The organism is Nonomuraea sediminis, assembly GCF_018531495.1.
GTDB lineage: Bacteria > Actinomycetota > Actinomycetes > Streptosporangiales > Streptosporangiaceae > Nonomuraea > Nonomuraea sediminis.
On sequence record NZ_JAHDTI010000001.1, the window covers coordinates 1,370,991 to 1,386,708 of the forward strand.

Below are 15,718 nucleotides of genomic sequence, written 5' to 3' on the forward strand. Positions count from 1 at the left end.
ACCCGAGGGAGGAGCCGTGCAGCCCAGCGCGCAATGGATCGTCGACGACCTCTGGGCCGCCCGCGAGGCGCAGACCCTGATCACAGGGACCGAGCTGGGCGTCTTCACCCTGATCGCGAACGGCCACACCACAGCCGACGGCGTCGCGGCCCAGCTCGGCGCGCCTGTACGCGGGGTGCGGCGGCTGCTCGACGCCCTGGTCGGCATCGGCTACCTGACCAAGGACGGCGGCCGGTACGGCCTCGAACCCCTGTCCGAGCGCTACCTCGTCCAGGGCGGGGAGGGCTACGTCGGCGACATGGTCTACGAGATGAAGCTGCTGTGGACGAGCTGGGGCAGGCTGGCCGAGGTGATCCGCAGCGGCGAGCCGGTGCAGCCGTGGGATGAGGAGGAGACGGGCCGCCGCCTGTTCCCGCAGCTCGTCGCAGCGCTGTTCCCGATGAGCCTGAACTCCGCCAAGGCCGCGGTCGCCGCGCTCCCCGACACCCGGGACACTCCCATCGTCTCGGTGCTGGACGTGGCCGCCGGATCGGCCGTCTGGTCGATCCCCTTCGCGCAGGCGGACCCCCGGGTCCGGGTGACCGCCGTGGACTACGCGGAGATCACCCCCATCACCCGCCGCTACACCGCCCGGCACGGCGTCGCCGGCCAGTACACGCACGTCGAAGGCAACCTCCGCGAGGTCGAGCTCGGGGACGGCGTCCACGACCTGGCCATCCTCGGCTACATCGTGCAGACCGAGGGCCCGAAGTGGGGGCAGCGCCTGATCGAGCGGTGCTTCCACGCACTGCGGCCCGGCGGGCAGCTCCTCATCGCCGACATGATCCCCAACGACGCGCGCACCGGCCCGTCCGCGCCCCTCGTCTACGCGCTCGAGATGGTGCTTCACACCACCGAGGGCGACGTGTTCACCTTCGCCGAGTACCGGCAGTGGCTCACCGAGGCGGGGTTCGGCCGGGTGGAGCGCATCGACATCCCGGCTCCGTGGCCGCTGGTGCTGGCCACCAAGCCGGCCGCTCTCTGACGGATCGGGATACCCACCATGTCACAAACCACCGTACGAGCCAGGCCCGTGAACGGCGACGCGTTCAGGGACCTGATGGGCGCCTTCCCCAGCGGCGTCTCGGTCGTCACCACGGCCGACACGGACATGACGCCGTACGGGTTGACCTGCTCGTCGCTGTGCAGCGTGTCGGTCTGCCCACCGACGCTGCTGGTCTGCATCGACAACCGCAGCGGCACGCTGGCCGCGCTGCTGCGCAGGGGCACCTTCGCGATCAACTTCCTGCACAGCGAGGGCTGCAGGGCCGCGCGGCTGTTCGCTTCGGGCGACCCGGACCGGTTCTCCGGGGTGGTCTGGCGGCCGTCGCCGACGTGGAGCCTGCCGTACCTGGTAGAGGACGCGCACGCGATCGCCGAGTGCGAGCTGCTGCGCACGGTCGTCGCCAGCGATCACACGGTGGTGCTGGGCCACGTCATGGACATCGACCGCCGTCCGGCTCCCCCGCTCCTGTACGGCTTGCGGAGGTTCGCGCCATGGCCCTGCGAGGGAGTGCTGCCATGACGGACCGGCAAGCGGTCGCGCTGGCCTCTCGGGACCTCACGTACCACTCCTACCTGCGGCTGCGCGACCTGCTCAGCCTGCAGCGGCCGTTCAGCGACGACCCAGGCGAGCTGCACTTCATCGTTGCGCACCAGTCCATGGAACTGATGTTCAAGCTGATGCTGGCCGAGCTGCGGAACCTGGTGGCGCTGTTCGACGCCGACAAGTGGTGTGCCACGCTGCCGTGCGCGCAACGGCTCAACCACCAGGCGCAGCTCGCCCTTGAGCACATGCGCAGCCTGCGCGACCTGCCCGTGACGAGCTTCCACGGCTTCCGCGGGCTGCTGGGTACGGCCAGCGGGGCGCAGTCCACGCAGTTCCGGGAGATCGAGGTGCTGTCGGGGCTGCGCGACCCGGGATACCTGGCGGTGCAGCGGCGGCTGGCGGGCGGCAGGCTGCCCGACGAGATGGTGCGCGCGCTACAGGAGCGGGACCTGGCCACCGCCCACCAGGCGGCGGCGCGACGGCTGGGCGTGACCGACTGGGCGCGCCTGTACCGCGAGGAGGGCTGCTCGTCACCCTGCTACCTGGTCTCCGAGTGCCTGCTCGACTACGACGATCTCTTCCTGGCCTGGCGCAACGAGCACCTGGCGCTGGTGGAGCGGATGCTCGGCTCACGCGTGCGCGGCACCGCGGGCACCGATCCGCTGTCCTTCCTGGAGCGCACCCGGCGATATCGCTTCTTTCCCTATCTGTGGGAGATGCGCAGCGACCTCGCGGCCGACGCCGGCGGCCGCTTGGTGGACTGAGAGAGAGGATCCAATGATCGACAACGTACTGATCGTCGGCGGCGGAACCGCCGGGTGGATGACGGCCACGTACCTCAAAGCCAGCTTCGGCGACCGGGTGTCGGTGACGCTGGTGGAGTCGAAGCGGGTGGGCACGATCGGGGTCGGCGAGGCCACGTTCAGCACCATCCGGCACTTCTTCGACTACCTCGGGCTGCGGGAGACCGACTGGATGCCCCGCTGCAACGCCACCTACAAGCTCGGCATCCGCTTCGAGGACTGGCGCTACCCCGGCCATCACTTCTACCACCCGTTCGAGCGGCTGCGCGTGGTGGACGGGTTCACGCTGGCCGACTGGTGGCTGGCCGACCCGTCGGACCAGCCGTTCGACCGGCGCTGCTACGTCATCCCGGCGCTGTGCGACGCCAGGCGCTCGCCCAAGCACTTCGACGGCGAGCTGTTCGAGCGCTCCCTGGCCGGACGCGACCACCAGGGCCGCAGCACGATGAGCGAACAGGACACCCAGTTCCCGTACGCGTTCCACTTCGACGCCGACCTCCTGGCCGCCTTCCTGGCCGAGCACGGCACCGCGCGCGGCGTGCGGCACGTCGTGGACGACGTGGTGGACGTCGGCAGGGACGAGCGCGGCTGGGTCAGCCACGTGCGCACCCAGGAGCACGGCGACCTCACCGCCGGCCTGTACGTGGACTGCACCGGCTTCCGCGGCATGATCATCGACAAGGTGCTGGGCGAGCCGTTCATGTCGTACCAGGACTACCTGCCCAACAACCGGGCGGTCGCACTGCGTGTGCCCGCCGACATCGAGCGCCAGGGCATCCGCCCCTACACGACGGCCACCGCGATGGACGCCGGATGGATCTGGCGCATCCCGCTGTTCGGCAGGGACGGCATGGGCTACGTGTACGCCGAGGAGTTCTGCGACCGCGACGAGGCGGAGCAGACGCTGCGAGCGTTCGCCGGTCCTGCCTCCGACGGTCTGGAGGCCAACCACATCACGATGCGCATCGGCCGCCACCGCGACTCGTGGGTGGCCAACTGCGTGGCCATCGGCCTGGCCAGCGGCTTCGTCGAACCCCTGGAGTCGACCGGGATCTTCTTCATCCAGCACGGGGTGGAGCAGCTGGTCAAGCACTTCCCCGACGGACAGTGGAGCTCCGAGCTGCGCGAGGCCTACAACGCCCGCGTGGCGCGCGTGCTGGACGGGGTGCGCGAGTTCCTGACCCTGCACTACCGCTGCGCGGCCCGGAACGACACCCCGTACTGGAAGGCTGCCAAGGACCGGGATCTGCCCGAGGGGATGGCCGAGCGTCTCCGGGTCTGGCAGGCGCGACTGCCCGACGGTGAGAACGTCTGGCCGTACTTCCACGGGTTCGAGCCGTACTCGTACTGCACGATGCTGCTCGGGCTCGGCGGCGTGCGACCCGATCAGCCCCGGCCCGCGCTGCGCCTGATGGACGGGCGCCGCGCCGCCGCGGAATTCGTCAAGGTCCAGGAGCAGGCGCGCAGGCTCGTCGAGTCGCTGCCGAGCCAGTACGACTACTTCGCCCACATGCGCAAGTAATCCTTGTTTCGGGGCGACCGAAAACTTCTCGAACTACGTTTCTCGCGGCCTTTTCCCAGAATACATGGGGAATTAGTTGTGCCGTCGCCGAGTGACGCCGAAAAGCAGCGCGATTTTTGCGGTACGTTGGTAGCGGATAGTCCGTCCAAATCGGCTGAGTCTTCGGGAGACCTGGTGATGGCCCAGGAAAACCCCAGAACGCATGCTCTGCACACGGATGAGGTCCTCAGGGTGGTGATCGTCCACCCTAATGAGGTGCTGGGCACGGGGCTGGCGGCGATACTCGAGGGGCTGCGGGATCCGGTGCAGGTGGCCCTGTGCGAGTGCCCGCGCTCCGCGCTCGACCTCATCGAGGAGAAGGGCGCCGACGTCGTCGTCATGGCCGCGGAGGCGCAGGACGCCGCGCATCAGCAGCGGCTCGCCGAGCACGCCGCGCGTACAGGGACCAAGACCCTGCTCCTGGTGAAGTCGGCGGACCGGGAGACGGTCTGCAAGATCGCGGCCGTCCCATGCGACGGCGTCCTGGTGGAGGAGGGCATCACCTCGGCGGCCATCGAGGAGGCGCTGAGCCGCTGCCGCCGAGGCGACATGCCGGTGCCGACCACGGTGCTGCGCGGCCTGCTGTCGGAGGTGCGCAACCTGCGAGATCACGGCACGGCCACCGGCTCGGCCCTCTGCCTGACGCCGCGCGAACAGGCCACGCTTGAGTTGCTGGTGCACGGGTTCAGCAACAAGGAGATCGCCAAGCGGCTGGACATCTCGCAGCACGGCGCCAAGCGCCACGTGGCCAACATCCTGGCCAAGCTCAACTGCCCGAACCGCACCCTGGCCGCGGCCCTCGCCATCCGCGAGGGCCTCGTGGAGCCGCCTTGAGGGCTCTCACCTGCGGGTCATGAAGAAGCACGCGATATGCGTCTCCGGGGCGGGCTCGGGCAGCCGCTCGATGTCGAACGCGTCGCCGAACAGCTTGGTCTCCTCGCCCGGCTCGACCACCGCGTGCATGCGCGAGACGCCGTTGAACTTCAGCAACGGCAGATCGTGCTTGTCGCCGTAGAAGCACCACATCACGAACACCGATCCGGACGCGGACAGACGATGGACGTTGTCCGCCATCGCCTGGCGCCCCTCTGGCCTCATGTCGTCGAGGGTGCCGAAGTCGAGCAGCAGGTCGAAGGGCTCCTCGTGACTCAGCAGCGCCGGGTCGGTCACGTCGCCGCTCACCACCCGGCAGCGCTCGCCCACCCCGGCCCTGCCCACGCGCTCGTGGGCGCGGCGCAGCGCGATGGGCGTGAAGTCGACCCCGACGACGTCGAAGCCGCGTTGAGCCAGGAAAACGTCGTTGTCGCCGCTGCCGCACCCGAAATCGAGAACGCGCGGCTGCTTTTCCGGCAAGATACGACCAGATTCAATCAATTGCCGCAACTCCGGCCGTACTCCGATCTCCCACGGAGCGCCGATCTTGTAGAGAAGCGTATAGACCCAGGGCTTCATCTGCGAATCTCCCGCATATTGCCAGATGTTTTCTGCCCAGCTTGTGGGTTATTCACCGGCCTCGGAAGCCTCGTACGGGAGGGCCGGCGGAGCGATGTCAACGTGCCCAAACGGGCACCCCGATCCGGTACGTCGAATTACTTCATTGAAAGCGCTTACGCCGACGATACGCGGGGTAGCCGACCCTGACGAGAAGTGGGGAGCCAACCCAGCACGAGGAGGGGAAGAAATGGTGCTCAGTAGCGCGCATGCGGCGGAAGGAGCGTCACGTTTCTGCACGGCGCCGCTCATGGTGCTCGTCACCCACACCAACGAACTGATCAGACGCGGCGTCGGCGCCATGATCGCCTCGATCGGGCCGGCCGTGACCGCGTCGGAGGCGTCCACCTACGCCGACGCCGAGCGCCAGGTGCGCCAGGGCCAGGCCCAGGTGCTGATCCTGCCCTGCCAGCCCTACGACGCCAGCCGCAGACTGGCCGACACGGCAGCGGCAGCCGGCGTCAAGGTTCTGGTCCTCCTGCACGATCCCGATCCCGACCACCTGGCCCTGGCCGCCGAGCTGACCGTGGACGGCTTCCTGCTCAGCTCCGACCTGACCGCGGACTCGCTGGAGGCCGCCGTCACCCGGCTGGAGGACGGCGAGATGCTGATGCCATCGACACTGGTCAAAAAGCTGGTCTCGGAGCTGCGCAACCGTTCCCCGGCCCGGCGCGATCCACGCCCGCTGCTCCTAACGCCCAGGGAGCACCAAACGCTCGAACTGCTCACCCAGGGCCTGGGCAACAAGCAGATCGCCCGCCGGCTCGGCATCCGCGAACACGGCGCCAAACGCCACGTGGCCAACGTCCTGGCCAAGCTCAACTGCCCGAACCGCACCCTGGCCGTGGCCCAGGCACTACGCGACGGCCTGATCGAGCCCCAGACACCTCCGGCGGACAGCCCATGAGAACCGGGACGATCACGCGCGCCGACTGCGAGGCGCTGGACCGCACCGACCCGCTGGCGAGTATGCGCAAGCACTTCACACTGCCCGCGGACCTGGTCTACCTCGACGGCAACTCGCTCGGCGCGCTGCCACGCGCCGCCCGCGCGCACGTGGGCCGCATGATCGACGACGACTGGGGACAGGGGCTGGTGCGAAGTTGGATGACGGCCGGCTGGTACGAGCTGCCGCGCACGCTCGGCGACCGTCTGGCGCCCCTGCTCGGCACCGGCCCTGGGCAGGTCGTGGTCGGCGACTCCACCTCGGTCAACGTGTTCAAGGCGGTGACAGCCGCGCTCCGGCTACGCCCCGACCGGGACGTCGTGGTGAGTGATCACGCCAACTTCCCCAGCGACCTGTACGCCGTGGAGAGCGCCGCCTCGCCGCACCACGCCGAGGTCCGGCCGCTGATCGACCCCGACCGGCTGGACCTCGACGAGCGGGTGGCGGCCGTGGTGATGGGCCACGTGGACTACCGCACCGGCGCGATGCGCGACATGGCGGCGGTGACCGAACGGGTCCACCGGCACGGGGCCCTGATGATCTGGGACGTGTGCCACTCGGCCGGAGCCATGCCCCTCCACCTGGCCTCCTGTGACGTGGACTTCGCGATCGGCTGCACGTACAAGTACCTCAACGGCGGCCCCGGCGCTCCCGCGTTCCTGTACGCGGCGCCCCGCTTCCACCAGACGGCGGAGCCGTCGCCGCAGGGCTGGTTCGGCCACGCCGATCCGTTCGCCTTCGACACCCGCTACACGCCCGCCCCCTCGGTGTCCCGCTTCCTGGTGGGCACCCCGCCGCTGCTGGCGTACGCGGCGTTGGAGGGCAGCCTGGAGGTATGGGAACGCACGGACCTCGGCACCGTGCGGGAGAAGAGTGTCGCGCAGACGTCCCTGTTCATCGACCTGGTCGAGGAGCGCTGCGGCGACCGGCTTGAGCTGGTCACCCCGCGCGACCCGTCCGTCCGCGGCAGCCAGGTCTCCTACCGCCACCCCGCCGCACCCGCCCTGGTGGAGGCGCTGGGCGAGCGCGGCGTCATCGCCGACGCCCGGCGACCCGACATCCTGCGCTTCGGCTTCGCCCCGCTTTACGTGACGTACGCCGACGTGTGGCGCGCGGCCGAGACCCTCGCCACAGTCGCGGGCCGCCACGATCGGGCCTAGATGTACGCGGGACACAGCCGAATGATCTTGTCATGGGCGAGGGTCTCCGGGTTCGGTGTGGATTGCGACATGAACGAGTACGGAGACCTGGCCCCTAGCCACGTGATCTACGTGGTTAGCCGTTGCCTTCAACCGGGTGCTTCGCTGCCCACTTCAGCAGCGATCGGGCGGTGTCGAAGCGGCGGCTCGAGTCTGTCTCGCCGAGGATCACCCCGACCAGCCTGCGTCCCTTGCGGTCGGCGGCGAAGGCCAGGTTGAATCCCGCCGCACGGGTGTAGCCGGTCTTGACCCCCAGCGATCCGGGGGCGTCGAGCATCCGGTTGGTGTTGGTCCAGGAGTAGGCGCGGTGGTCGGCGGTCGAGGCCACCGTACGACTCTTCGTCGACGTGACCGACCGGAACGTGGGGTTGCGCAGTGCGGCCGCGGCGAGGCGAGCCTGGTCGCGGGCGGTGGAGTAGCCGTCGCCGCCACGGGCGGGCAGCCCGTCCGCGTTGACGTAGGAGGTGTTGGACAGGCCCATGGCCTTGGCAGTGGCGTTCATCTTGGCGGTGAACCCGTCGACGCCGGGACCGTAGGTGCGGGCCAGCGCGTGTGCGGCATCGGCCCCAGAGGGAAGCATCAGCCCGTAGAGCAGTTCCTTGACCGTCAGCCGATCGCCCGGCCGCAGATCAGCGGTGGTGGCTCCCCCGCGTTCCGCATAGCGCACGTCCTTGGCGGTGATCCGGACCTTGTCGGTCAGTTTGGCCTGGCCGAGCACGACATACGCCGTCATGATCTTGGTGAGGCTGGCTATGGGCACGCGCTTGTCGGCCCGCTTACTGATCATGGCCTTCCCGGTGGACTCGTCCAGCAAGTACGAAGCCCGGCCGTAGGTGGATGGAGCAGGGGAGTCGGCGAAGGCGGGGGTGGAGACAGTCAGACCTACGAGCGCGCAGGCGACGATGACAGCTGTTCGGTTGCCCATCCCATGAGATTGACATGACCTTTGGGGTGTTTTGTCCGTATTTAGGTAAAGGTCTTCGCGGACTGGCCCGCGAAGCCGCCGCGCAGAGCGATGGCGCGATCATGCCGATAGGCTCAAGATCGTCGACCCGCTCGGGCTCGTGAACGCGCCCCGTGCCGAGTTACGCTGGTGTTCTCCCAGGATCTGGGAGGAGGCGGCCATGACGCAGCAGTATCTCGCGGGCGAGTTGTCGCTCCTCCTCGGCCGACTGCAGGCCGTCACCACCGGCACGACGTCGGAGAAGGACGTGGCCGACCTGCGCCACGAGGCGGAAACGGTGCCCGTGTGGGCGTTGCCATCGATAGCGGCGCGCGCGCTGATGCTGACGGATGCCCTGTGCTGGGAGTCGTTGTCACGCGCCGATGCCGTCGCCTTCTCTCACCAGGCCAAGATCAGCGCGGACCTGTTCGAATTCAGCGTCTGCGCCGGCCTGCTGGAGGAGCTGTGACCCGGGACGCACCCATGCCAGTGGAGGTCGAGCCATGACATCAGGACAGATCGCTGTGCATTGGAAGGAAGAGGGCTACATCGCGCCCCCGGCCAGGTTCATCGGCCAGGCCAACGCCGCCGATCCGGATATCTTCCAGCGCTTCGCCGAGGAACGCTTCCCTGAGTGCTTCAAGGAGTACGCCGACCTGCTCGACTGGGACGCGTACTGGCACACCACGCTCGACACCTCCGACCCGCCGTTCTGGAAGTGGTTCGTCGGCGGCAGGCTCAACGCCTGCCACAATTGCGTCGATCGTCACCTGGCGACCCAGCGCAACAAGGCCGCGCTGATCTGGGTTCCCGAGCCGGAGTCCGAGGCAACGCTGGCGATCACGTATCAGGAGCTGCACAAGCGGGTCAACGAGTTCGCCGCGCTGCTGCGCGACTTCTGCGAGCTCAAAGCCGGTGACCGGGTCACCTTCCACCTGCCGATGGTGCCCGAACTGCCGGTCTCGATGCTGGCCTGCGCCCGCCTCGGCGTGATCCACTCCGAGGTGTTCGGCGGCTTCAGCGGTACGGCGTGCGGCGACAGGATCGCCGATTCCGGCAGCCGCGTCCTGGTCACCATGGATGGCTACTTCAGAAACGGCGAACTGGCCGACCACAAGGTCAAGGCCGACGAGGCCGTCGACGCGGCCGCCAAGCTCGGGGCCGACGTGGACAAGGTGCTCGTCTGGCGCCGCCGACCCGGCGCGTACGCGTCGCAGAGCCCGATGGTCGACGGGCGTGACTTCTTCGTCGACGACCTGCTCCAGACCTACCGGGGCAAGCAGGTGGAGCCGGTGTCGATGCCCGCCGATGCGCCGCTGTTCCTCATGTACACCAGCGGCACCACCGCCCGCCCCAAGGGCTGCCAGCACAGCACCGGCGGCTATCTCGCCTACGTCACCGGCACCTCGAAGTACTACCAGGACATCCACCCCGACGACACCTACTGGTGCATGGCCGACATCGGGTGGATCACCGGCCACTCCTACATCGTCTACGGCCCGCTGGCACTCGGCACCACCAGCGTCATCTACGAAGGCGTCCCCACCTACCCCGACCCGGGTCGCCCTTGGCGCATCGCCGAACGGCTGGGCGTGAACATCTTCCACACCGCCCCGACAGCCATCCGCCTGCTGCGCAAGCTCGGCCCGGACGAACCCCGCAAGTACGGCTACCGCTTCAAGCACATGACCACCGTCGGCGAGCCCATCGAGCCCGACGTCTGGCGCTGGTATCACGACGTGGTCGGCAAGGGCGAGGCCGTCGTCGTCGACACCTGGTGGCAGACCGAGACCGGCGGCTTCCTCGGCAGCACCCTGCCCGCGCTCCAGCCGATGAAGCCCGGCAGCTGCGGTCCCGGCGTGCTCGGCGTCTACCCCGTCATCTATGACGAGGACCGCAACGTGGTCGAGGCCGGCAGCGGTAACGCCGGCAACATCTGCATCCGCAACCCTTGGCCCGGCATCTTCCAGACCATCTGGGGCCAGCCCGAACGCTTCGTCGACCTCTACTACCGCAAGTACTGCGCCGACCCCGACAGCAAGGACTGGCACGACTGGCCCTACCTGGCAGGCGACGGCGCCATGCTCGCCGACGACGGCTACTTCCGCATCCTCGGCCGCGTCGACGACGTCATCAACGTGGCCGGACACCGCCTCGGCACCAAGGAACTGGAATCGGCGGCCATCACCGTCGAGGAGGTCGCCGAAGCGGCCGCCGTACCCGTGCTGGACGAACTCCGCGGACGAGCCGTGGAGATGTACATCTCCCTCAAACCCGGCATCACCGGCGGTGATGACATCCGGGGCAAGGTGATCGCCGCCATCGAGACCCAGATCGGCAAGATCGCCCGCCCGCAGAACGTGTGGATCGTCTCCGACATGCCCAAGACCCGCTCCGGCAAGATCATGCGCCGGGTCATCGCCTCGATCTCGAACTTCGCCGACGTGGGCGACACCACCACGCTGTCCAACCCCGAGATCGTCGATGACATCCGCCACCAGGTGCAGAGCGAGAAACTCGCCCGCGGCGAAGCCCCGCGCCCGCTCACCCCGGAGGAGGAAGCCGAAATCAAGGCTTTCGGTCGTACTGAGTAGCCGTGCCGCCGCCTTCGAGCGGGTCGCCGCCCGACCGGCATGAGCCACGTCGGCGCGGAACCTGGAAGGCAGCACGTGATTGCTAAAATTAGCAATTGCCGAGAATGCTGCTCTTGGGCGGTCTCCAGCGTCGGCACGCACACGAGAGAGGGCGTACGCCGGTGGCCCAGCCGCTGTACCAGCTCAAGGCGGAGTTCTTCAAAACGCTCGGGCACCCCGCTCGTATCCGGATCCTGGAGCTCCTCAGCCAGCGCGAACACTCGGTGGCCGAGATGCTCCCCGAAGTGGGAATCGAGCCTGCGCACCTGTCCCAGCAACTGGCGGTGCTACGGCGGTCCAATCTGGTGGTCGCACGCAAGGAAGGCACGACGGTCTACTACTCGATCACCAGCCCGCAGATCGCCGAACTGCTGACCGTGGCCCGCTCGATTCTCACCGGCGTGCTCACCGAGCAGGCGGAGCTGCTGGAGAGCCTGCGCGCCTCCACCACGTGAGTCATTCGTGCCGGAGTCGTCGCGTCCGTCTGGCCGAAGGCTCGGGTTGGTCGGGAGCGCGGGGCGACGAGACAATGATCATCGTGGCGTTCGCATGGCGGGCGCACCTCCGGCGGGTGGAGGTGAGCACCAGGCGGATCCATCCTCGCCGAGCCCCACGCCCGAGGACCAGCAGATCGCCGGGGCGGGCGAGCTCGACCAGGTGTTGCCACGGCTCACCCAGCAGGCCCATGCGCACCACGTGCACATCCCCCGGGATCCCACCCGCCACGTCGACGAACAGGCTGTCGATCAGATCCCGGCTCTTGGCCGCCTCCTCCAGCCGGGCCGGATAGTCCAACGGCAGCGCTTCGGGAACCGTACAGACAGGCGCTCGGCTCACATGTACGGCCAGCAACGGCATCCGGCGCAGCCGTGCCTCACCGATCGCCCAGGCCAGCGCCCAGCGCGAGGCCGGGGAATCGTCCAGGCCCACGACGACGCGTGGACCGTAAGGCAGCTCCTGGTCCATCGAGGCTCATCTCACCTCCATGGTGCGCGCGTTCACGCAGGTCCGTCCAGCAGTTCAGACCTTCACGCGGATGTCGGGGTCCTGGCCGAGCAGGCGGTGCGCGTGCGCGATGGCCGCGGGTGTGTCGCGGAAGATGAGCCCGTCACGGCGCAGGTGCTCGGCCACGCCCAGCGCGGACAGCACCTGGTCGTGCCCCGGTTTGATCCCTGACAGCAGCACGGTGATGCCGCGCTGCTCCAGCCGCGTGATGGCGTCCCCGAGCACCTGGGCACCGGTGGCGTCGACGGTCGAGACGCGCGACATCCGCAGGATCACCACACGCACGTCGGCGACCTCCGACAGCTCCAGCAGGAACCGGTGCGCGGCGGCGAAGAACAACGGCCCGTCGAAACGGTAGGCCACGATGTGCTCATCCAGCAGCCGCCGCTCCTCCTCGCTGTGATCCCCACTCTCCAAGGGCACCTGCTCGACCTTGACCGTCCGTGCCACCGCACGCAACGCCAGCAGCACGGCCACGCCGATGCCCACCGCGACCGCGGTGACCAGGTCGAGCGCCACGGTGACCACGAACGTCAGCCCCATCACCAGCGCGTCCCCGCGGGTGGCGCGGGCGATCGCCCGCAACGAGCCGACCTCCACCATCCGCACCGTGGTGGCCAGCAGCACGCCCGCGAGCGCCGCCAGCGGGATCCGCCCCACCAGGCCCGAGGCCGCGAAGACGATCACGCCCAGCACGACCGCGTGGGTCACCGCCGCGATCCGGGACCTGGCTCCGGAGCGAACGTTGACCGCGGTCCGCGCGATCGCCGCCGTCGCGGGCACCCCACCGAACAGCGGCGCGACCAGGTTGGCGATGCCCTGCCCGAACAGCTCCCTGTCCGGGTCGTGCCGCTCGTTGACGCTCATCGCGTCCGCCACCGACGCGCACAGCAGGCTCTCCAGCGCGGCCAGCGCCGCCACGGCCAGCGCCGACGGCAGCAGTACGGCAAGCGCCCCGGTATCCAGGAACCCCAGCGACGGCGCCGGCAACGTGGCAGGCAGCGCCCCGATCCTGGCCACGTCCAGCCCCGCCAGCTCGGTCACCACCGTGGCCAGCACCACACCGATCAGCGAGAACGGCAGGCCGGGCCGCCGGCGGGCACCGGCCAGCATCAGCGCCGCCACCGCCAGCGCCATCACCAGCGGTGCGGGATCGGGGTCACTCGCGTACCGGGCGATCGCCGCCGCCGCCGTCTGCCAGACCCGCTCGCCGCCGACCCCGGTGACGCCCAGCGCCGCGGGAACCTGCTGCAGCGCGATCACCACCGCGATCCCCGCCGTGAACCCTTCGATGACCGGGGTAGGCATGAACTGGGCGAACCGCCCCACCCGTGCTACCGCCAGCGCCACGAGCACGATCCCGGCCAGGAGCCCGACGGTCAGCACGCCGCTCGCGCCGTACTGATGCATGATCGGCACCAGCACCACCGTCATCGCCCCGGTCGGCCCCGAGACCTGCAGGTTGCTGCCGCCGAACACGGCGGCCAGCACACCGGCCACGATCGCGGTGGCCAGCCCCGCCTGAGCGCCCAACCCCGAGCTGACGCCGAAGGCCAGCGCCAGCGGCAACGCCACGATCGCGACCGTCACGCCGGCCAGCAGGTCGCGCCGCGGATCACGGCGCGCCGCCGCCCAGTCCGACCGCCGCGGCACCAGGGCGAGCAGCCTGGAAAGCACTGTCATCTACAGGCCTCCGCGCGCAGTTCGGCCAGCAGCTCACGCACCGGCAACGGCCCATCCTGCAAGAGCTCGCGGATCCTGGCGGGATGGCCCAGCGTACGAAACAACTCGGCCTTGGCCTCGTACAGCGGCGGGGACACGATCACTGGGCCCAGTCCGACGGATAACGCACATCGACGTGATGCTGATCGGCGATGCGCAGCAGGTTCTCCAAGCGGCCGGTCAGCACCTCCACCGCATGATCGTCAAACGCCGCGTGTGCCCGCATCAACTCGGCGTCCACCTCGTCAACCCTGGCCTGAAGCTCCGCAGCGAACTCGCTCAACCCCAAACTCCTTCGGCAGACTGGCATGCAACGTACTTATGATGTTACAAATTGCATAATTCTTCAAATTCTAAGGTCTTGGGGTAGCGTGAGCGGCTGACACAGCAGGAGGGCGAGCGGGCCGCATCGGCCCAGATGAAGGAGTGCAGCCGATGGGGCGGGGGCGCGCCAAGGCCAAGCAGGCGAAGGTGGCTCGGGAGCTGAAGTACACCAGTCACGACATCGACCTGGAGCGGCTCTGCCGCGAACTCTCCCCTGCGAAGGACAACCAGCGCGAGAGCCGGGCAACCGAGGAACCCGCCTGAAGCGGGTCCGCCTCCGGCGAGCCGAACACTCCGTCGCGCGACGTGCGTGTGCCTAGGGCGACTTCAGTCAGCTTCGCCAGTTCGAAGCCTGTGTCGATCTTGGGCTGAGCGCCTGCTCGTAACGCTCTGTGCACACCTGGCCCGAGAAAGAACAGTCCTGTGTACGCGCCGCATTTCGATCTCCACGATGAACAACACGTACAGGCGCTGGAGGAAGACCGTATCGGCGTGAAGAAGGTCGCACGCCAGGACGCCGGAGGCCTGAGAGATGAGGAACTGACGCCACGTCGGTGAAGCCCGGCGCGGCGCGGGCCGGCTGATCACGCGCAAGCTCGTAGGCTACGCACAGTTCGTCCACGCGCCTCGGCAGCGCATGAGCCAGGACGGCGCCATCTGCCGTACTGTGATCAATGGCCCGCTTCACGATGTTGAGCCAGCGAATCTCGCTGTTCCGATACTCTCGCCAAGCTCTGCAGAAGCGCACCAGCGATCGCTAGGCCCTCCTCACCAAGATCTAGCGTTCGCGCCAATCTTCGCGCTTGGCGACATAGCTGGGCTGGGTATTCACCGTGCCCCAGAAGGGGACTCTGGGAGTGGCGTGGTGCAGCGTGTCGTCGGGGATCAATGGCGGCGGCCCGCCGTCGCCACCGTGCCCGTTGCCTCGTTGGAAGGCGCGGGGCACCAGGCGGTGGATCAGCCAGCCGCCCACCGCCGCGGCCGCGATCACGAGGGGGAACGGCACGGCGAACAGGGCGAGCGCGGCGAACGCCAGGACGGCCAGGGCGATCAGCGCCGGGTGGGTGAGCGAGCGCTTGGCGACCCGGATGACGGCTTGGGCCACGATGGCCAGCACGGCCGGGGCGATCCCGGCGAACAGGGCGGTGACCACGGTGGTGTCCTGCCACAGGACGTAGATCGCCGACAACGCGAGCAGGGCAAGGACACCGGGGAGGACGAACAGGGCGCCGGCGACCAGGCCACCCCGCGTGCCGTTGAGCAACCAACCGACATAGATGGCGAGCTGCTGGGCCTCGGGACCCGGCAGCAGCATGCAGTAGTTGAGTGCGTGGTTGAAGCGCTGCTGGCCGATCCAGCGTTTGTCCTCGACCAGGGTGCGCTGCATGACGGCGATCTGCCCGGCAGGGCCGCCGAAGGTCTGCAGCGAGATGCCGAACCAGGCGCGTACGGCCTGGCCAAAGGGGATCACGTCCTCGGGCTGATGAGAGTCGGCGGGGCTGG

General features: G+C 68.7%; 17 protein-coding genes and 1 pseudogene. 11 read left to right on the plus strand and 7 right to left on the minus strand.

Translation table 11 applies throughout. The features are described 5' to 3' along the window. The first annotated feature begins 16 nt into the window (after window positions 1-16). From KIK09_RS06295 to KIK09_RS59915, 5 genes are all read left to right on the plus strand, one after another. Complete coding sequence (locus KIK09_RS06295) at window positions 17-1,024, plus strand: methyltransferase (protein WP_214317644.1); 1,008 nt, start codon at window positions 17-19, stop codon at window positions 1,022-1,024. An 18-nt stretch (window positions 1,025-1,042) separates the two neighbouring features. Then, the gene (locus tag KIK09_RS06300) at window positions 1,043-1,564 is read left to right on the plus strand and encodes a flavin reductase family protein (RefSeq protein WP_214317645.1); all 522 of its coding nucleotides are present in this window, start codon (window positions 1,043-1,045) and stop codon (window positions 1,562-1,564) included. Beyond that, window positions 1,561-2,352: a tryptophan 2,3-dioxygenase family protein gene (locus KIK09_RS06305; protein ID WP_214317646.1), complete on the plus strand. Its 792-nt coding sequence runs from the start codon at window positions 1,561-1,563 to the stop codon at window positions 2,350-2,352. Before KIK09_RS06300 ends, KIK09_RS06305 begins: the two co-directional genes overlap by 4 nt. Before the next feature lie 13 nt (window positions 2,353-2,365). Further along, window positions 2,366-3,913, plus strand: coding sequence for a tryptophan halogenase family protein (locus tag KIK09_RS06310; protein ID WP_214317647.1), 1,548 nt, complete (start codon window positions 2,366-2,368; stop codon window positions 3,911-3,913). Between the two features lie 231 nt (window positions 3,914-4,144). Beyond that, the gene (locus tag KIK09_RS59915; protein ID WP_214317648.1) at window positions 4,145-4,786 is read left to right on the plus strand and encodes a response regulator transcription factor; all 642 of its coding nucleotides are present in this window, start codon (window positions 4,145-4,147) and stop codon (window positions 4,784-4,786) included. A 6-nt stretch (window positions 4,787-4,792) separates the two neighbouring features. Here KIK09_RS59915 and KIK09_RS06320 read toward each other — a convergent pair whose 3' ends face one another. Next, window positions 4,793-5,404 (minus strand): class I SAM-dependent methyltransferase, encoded by a 612-nt coding sequence (locus tag KIK09_RS06320; protein WP_214317649.1) that lies wholly within the window; start codon window positions 5,402-5,404, stop codon window positions 4,793-4,795. A gap of 229 nt (window positions 5,405-5,633) precedes the next feature. Here KIK09_RS06320 and KIK09_RS06325 point away from each other — a divergent pair, with 229 nt between their 5' ends. Together KIK09_RS06325 and kynU are read left to right on the plus strand one after the other, a co-directional pair. Then, complete coding sequence (locus tag KIK09_RS06325) at window positions 5,634-6,350, plus strand: helix-turn-helix transcriptional regulator (RefSeq protein WP_214317650.1); 717 nt, start codon at window positions 5,634-5,636, stop codon at window positions 6,348-6,350. After that, the gene (kynU, locus tag KIK09_RS06330) at window positions 6,347-7,549 is read left to right on the plus strand and encodes a kynureninase (protein ID WP_214317651.1); all 1,203 of its coding nucleotides are present in this window, start codon (window positions 6,347-6,349) and stop codon (window positions 7,547-7,549) included. Before KIK09_RS06325 ends, kynU begins: the two co-directional genes overlap by 4 nt. Before the next feature lie 115 nt (window positions 7,550-7,664). On the opposite strand, the gene KIK09_RS06335 is transcribed toward kynU, so the two are convergent. After that, complete coding sequence (locus KIK09_RS06335) at window positions 7,665-8,513, minus strand: D-alanyl-D-alanine carboxypeptidase family protein (protein WP_214317652.1); 849 nt, start codon at window positions 8,511-8,513, stop codon at window positions 7,665-7,667. 199 nt (window positions 8,514-8,712) lie between these two features. Here KIK09_RS06335 and KIK09_RS06340 point away from each other — a divergent pair, with 199 nt between their 5' ends. The 3 genes from KIK09_RS06340 (at window position 8,713) to KIK09_RS06350 (ending at window position 11,619) form a co-directional block, all read left to right on the plus strand. Continuing rightward, the gene (locus KIK09_RS06340; protein ID WP_214317653.1) at window positions 8,713-9,000 is read left to right on the plus strand and encodes a hypothetical protein; all 288 of its coding nucleotides are present in this window, start codon (window positions 8,713-8,715) and stop codon (window positions 8,998-9,000) included. 55 nt (window positions 9,001-9,055) lie between these two features. After that, window positions 9,056-11,125: an acetate--CoA ligase gene (locus KIK09_RS06345; protein ID WP_214317654.1), complete on the plus strand. Its 2,070-nt coding sequence runs from the start codon at window positions 9,056-9,058 to the stop codon at window positions 11,123-11,125. Between the two features lie 161 nt (window positions 11,126-11,286). After that, a complete protein-coding gene (locus KIK09_RS06350) occupies window positions 11,287-11,619 on the plus strand; it encodes an ArsR/SmtB family transcription factor (protein ID WP_214317655.1) in 333 nt (110 codons plus the stop codon). 1 nt (window position 11,620) lies between these two features. Here the strand turns inward: KIK09_RS06350 and KIK09_RS06355 are convergent, their stop codons facing one another. The 4 genes and pseudogenes from KIK09_RS06355 to KIK09_RS06370 form a co-directional block, all read right to left on the minus strand. Continuing rightward, on the minus strand, window positions 11,621-12,130 hold the full coding sequence (locus KIK09_RS06355) for a universal stress protein (protein ID WP_214317656.1): 510 nt from the start codon (window positions 12,128-12,130) through the stop codon (window positions 11,621-11,623). Between the two features lie 54 nt (window positions 12,131-12,184). Next, window positions 12,185-13,852 carry a SulP family inorganic anion transporter gene (locus KIK09_RS06360; protein WP_214317657.1) on the minus strand — a complete coding sequence of 556 codons (1,668 nt, stop codon included), beginning with the start codon at window positions 13,850-13,852 and terminating at the stop codon, window positions 12,185-12,187. 5 nt (window positions 13,853-13,857) lie between these two features. Next, window positions 13,858-13,989 (minus strand): annotated as a pseudogene (locus KIK09_RS06365) (transcriptional regulator); the annotation flags it as partial. Between the two features lie 2 nt (window positions 13,990-13,991). Next, complete coding sequence (locus tag KIK09_RS06370) at window positions 13,992-14,174, minus strand: hypothetical protein (protein ID WP_214317658.1); 183 nt, start codon at window positions 14,172-14,174, stop codon at window positions 13,992-13,994. 152 nt (window positions 14,175-14,326) lie between these two features. Here KIK09_RS06370 and KIK09_RS06375 point away from each other — a divergent pair, with 152 nt between their 5' ends. Further along, on the plus strand, window positions 14,327-14,479 hold the full coding sequence (locus tag KIK09_RS06375; RefSeq protein ID WP_214317659.1) for a DUF3073 domain-containing protein: 153 nt from the start codon (window positions 14,327-14,329) through the stop codon (window positions 14,477-14,479). Between the two features lie 514 nt (window positions 14,480-14,993). On the opposite strand, the gene KIK09_RS06380 is transcribed toward KIK09_RS06375, so the two are convergent. Continuing rightward, complete coding sequence (locus KIK09_RS06380) at window positions 14,994-15,686, minus strand: chromate transporter (RefSeq protein ID WP_214317660.1); 693 nt, start codon at window positions 15,684-15,686, stop codon at window positions 14,994-14,996. Between the last annotated feature and the right edge of the window lie 32 nt (window positions 15,687-15,718).

What these genes read in the sequence shown, in the direction of transcription:
- KIK09_RS06300 (WP_214317645.1), top strand. Translation starts at nt 1,043, where the DNA reads ATGTCACAAACCACCGTACGAGCCAGGCCCGTGAACGGCGACGCGTTC.
- KIK09_RS06305 (WP_214317646.1), top strand. Translation starts at nt 1,561, where the DNA reads ATGACGGACCGGCAAGCGGTCGCGCTGGCCTCTCGGGACCTCACGTAC.
- KIK09_RS06325 (WP_214317650.1), top strand. Translation starts at nt 5,634, where the DNA reads ATGGTGCTCAGTAGCGCGCATGCGGCGGAAGGAGCGTCACGTTTCTGC.
- KIK09_RS06335 (WP_214317652.1), bottom strand. Translation starts at nt 8,513, where the DNA reads ATGGGCAACCGAACAGCTGTCATCGTCGCCTGCGCGCTCGTAGGTCTG.
- KIK09_RS06320 (WP_214317649.1), bottom strand. Translation starts at nt 5,404, where the DNA reads ATGAAGCCCTGGGTCTATACGCTTCTCTACAAGATCGGCGCTCCGTGG.
- kynU (WP_214317651.1), top strand. Translation starts at nt 6,347, where the DNA reads ATGAGAACCGGGACGATCACGCGCGCCGACTGCGAGGCGCTGGACCGC.
- KIK09_RS06360 (WP_214317657.1), bottom strand. Translation starts at nt 13,852, where the DNA reads ATGACAGTGCTTTCCAGGCTGCTCGCCCTGGTGCCGCGGCGGTCGGAC.
- KIK09_RS06340 (WP_214317653.1), top strand. Translation starts at nt 8,713, where the DNA reads ATGACGCAGCAGTATCTCGCGGGCGAGTTGTCGCTCCTCCTCGGCCGA.
- KIK09_RS06355 (WP_214317656.1), bottom strand. Translation starts at nt 12,130, where the DNA reads ATGGACCAGGAGCTGCCTTACGGTCCACGCGTCGTCGTGGGCCTGGAC.
- KIK09_RS06375 (WP_214317659.1), top strand. Translation starts at nt 14,327, where the DNA reads ATGGGGCGGGGGCGCGCCAAGGCCAAGCAGGCGAAGGTGGCTCGGGAG.
- KIK09_RS06310 (WP_214317647.1), top strand. Translation starts at nt 2,366, where the DNA reads ATGATCGACAACGTACTGATCGTCGGCGGCGGAACCGCCGGGTGGATG.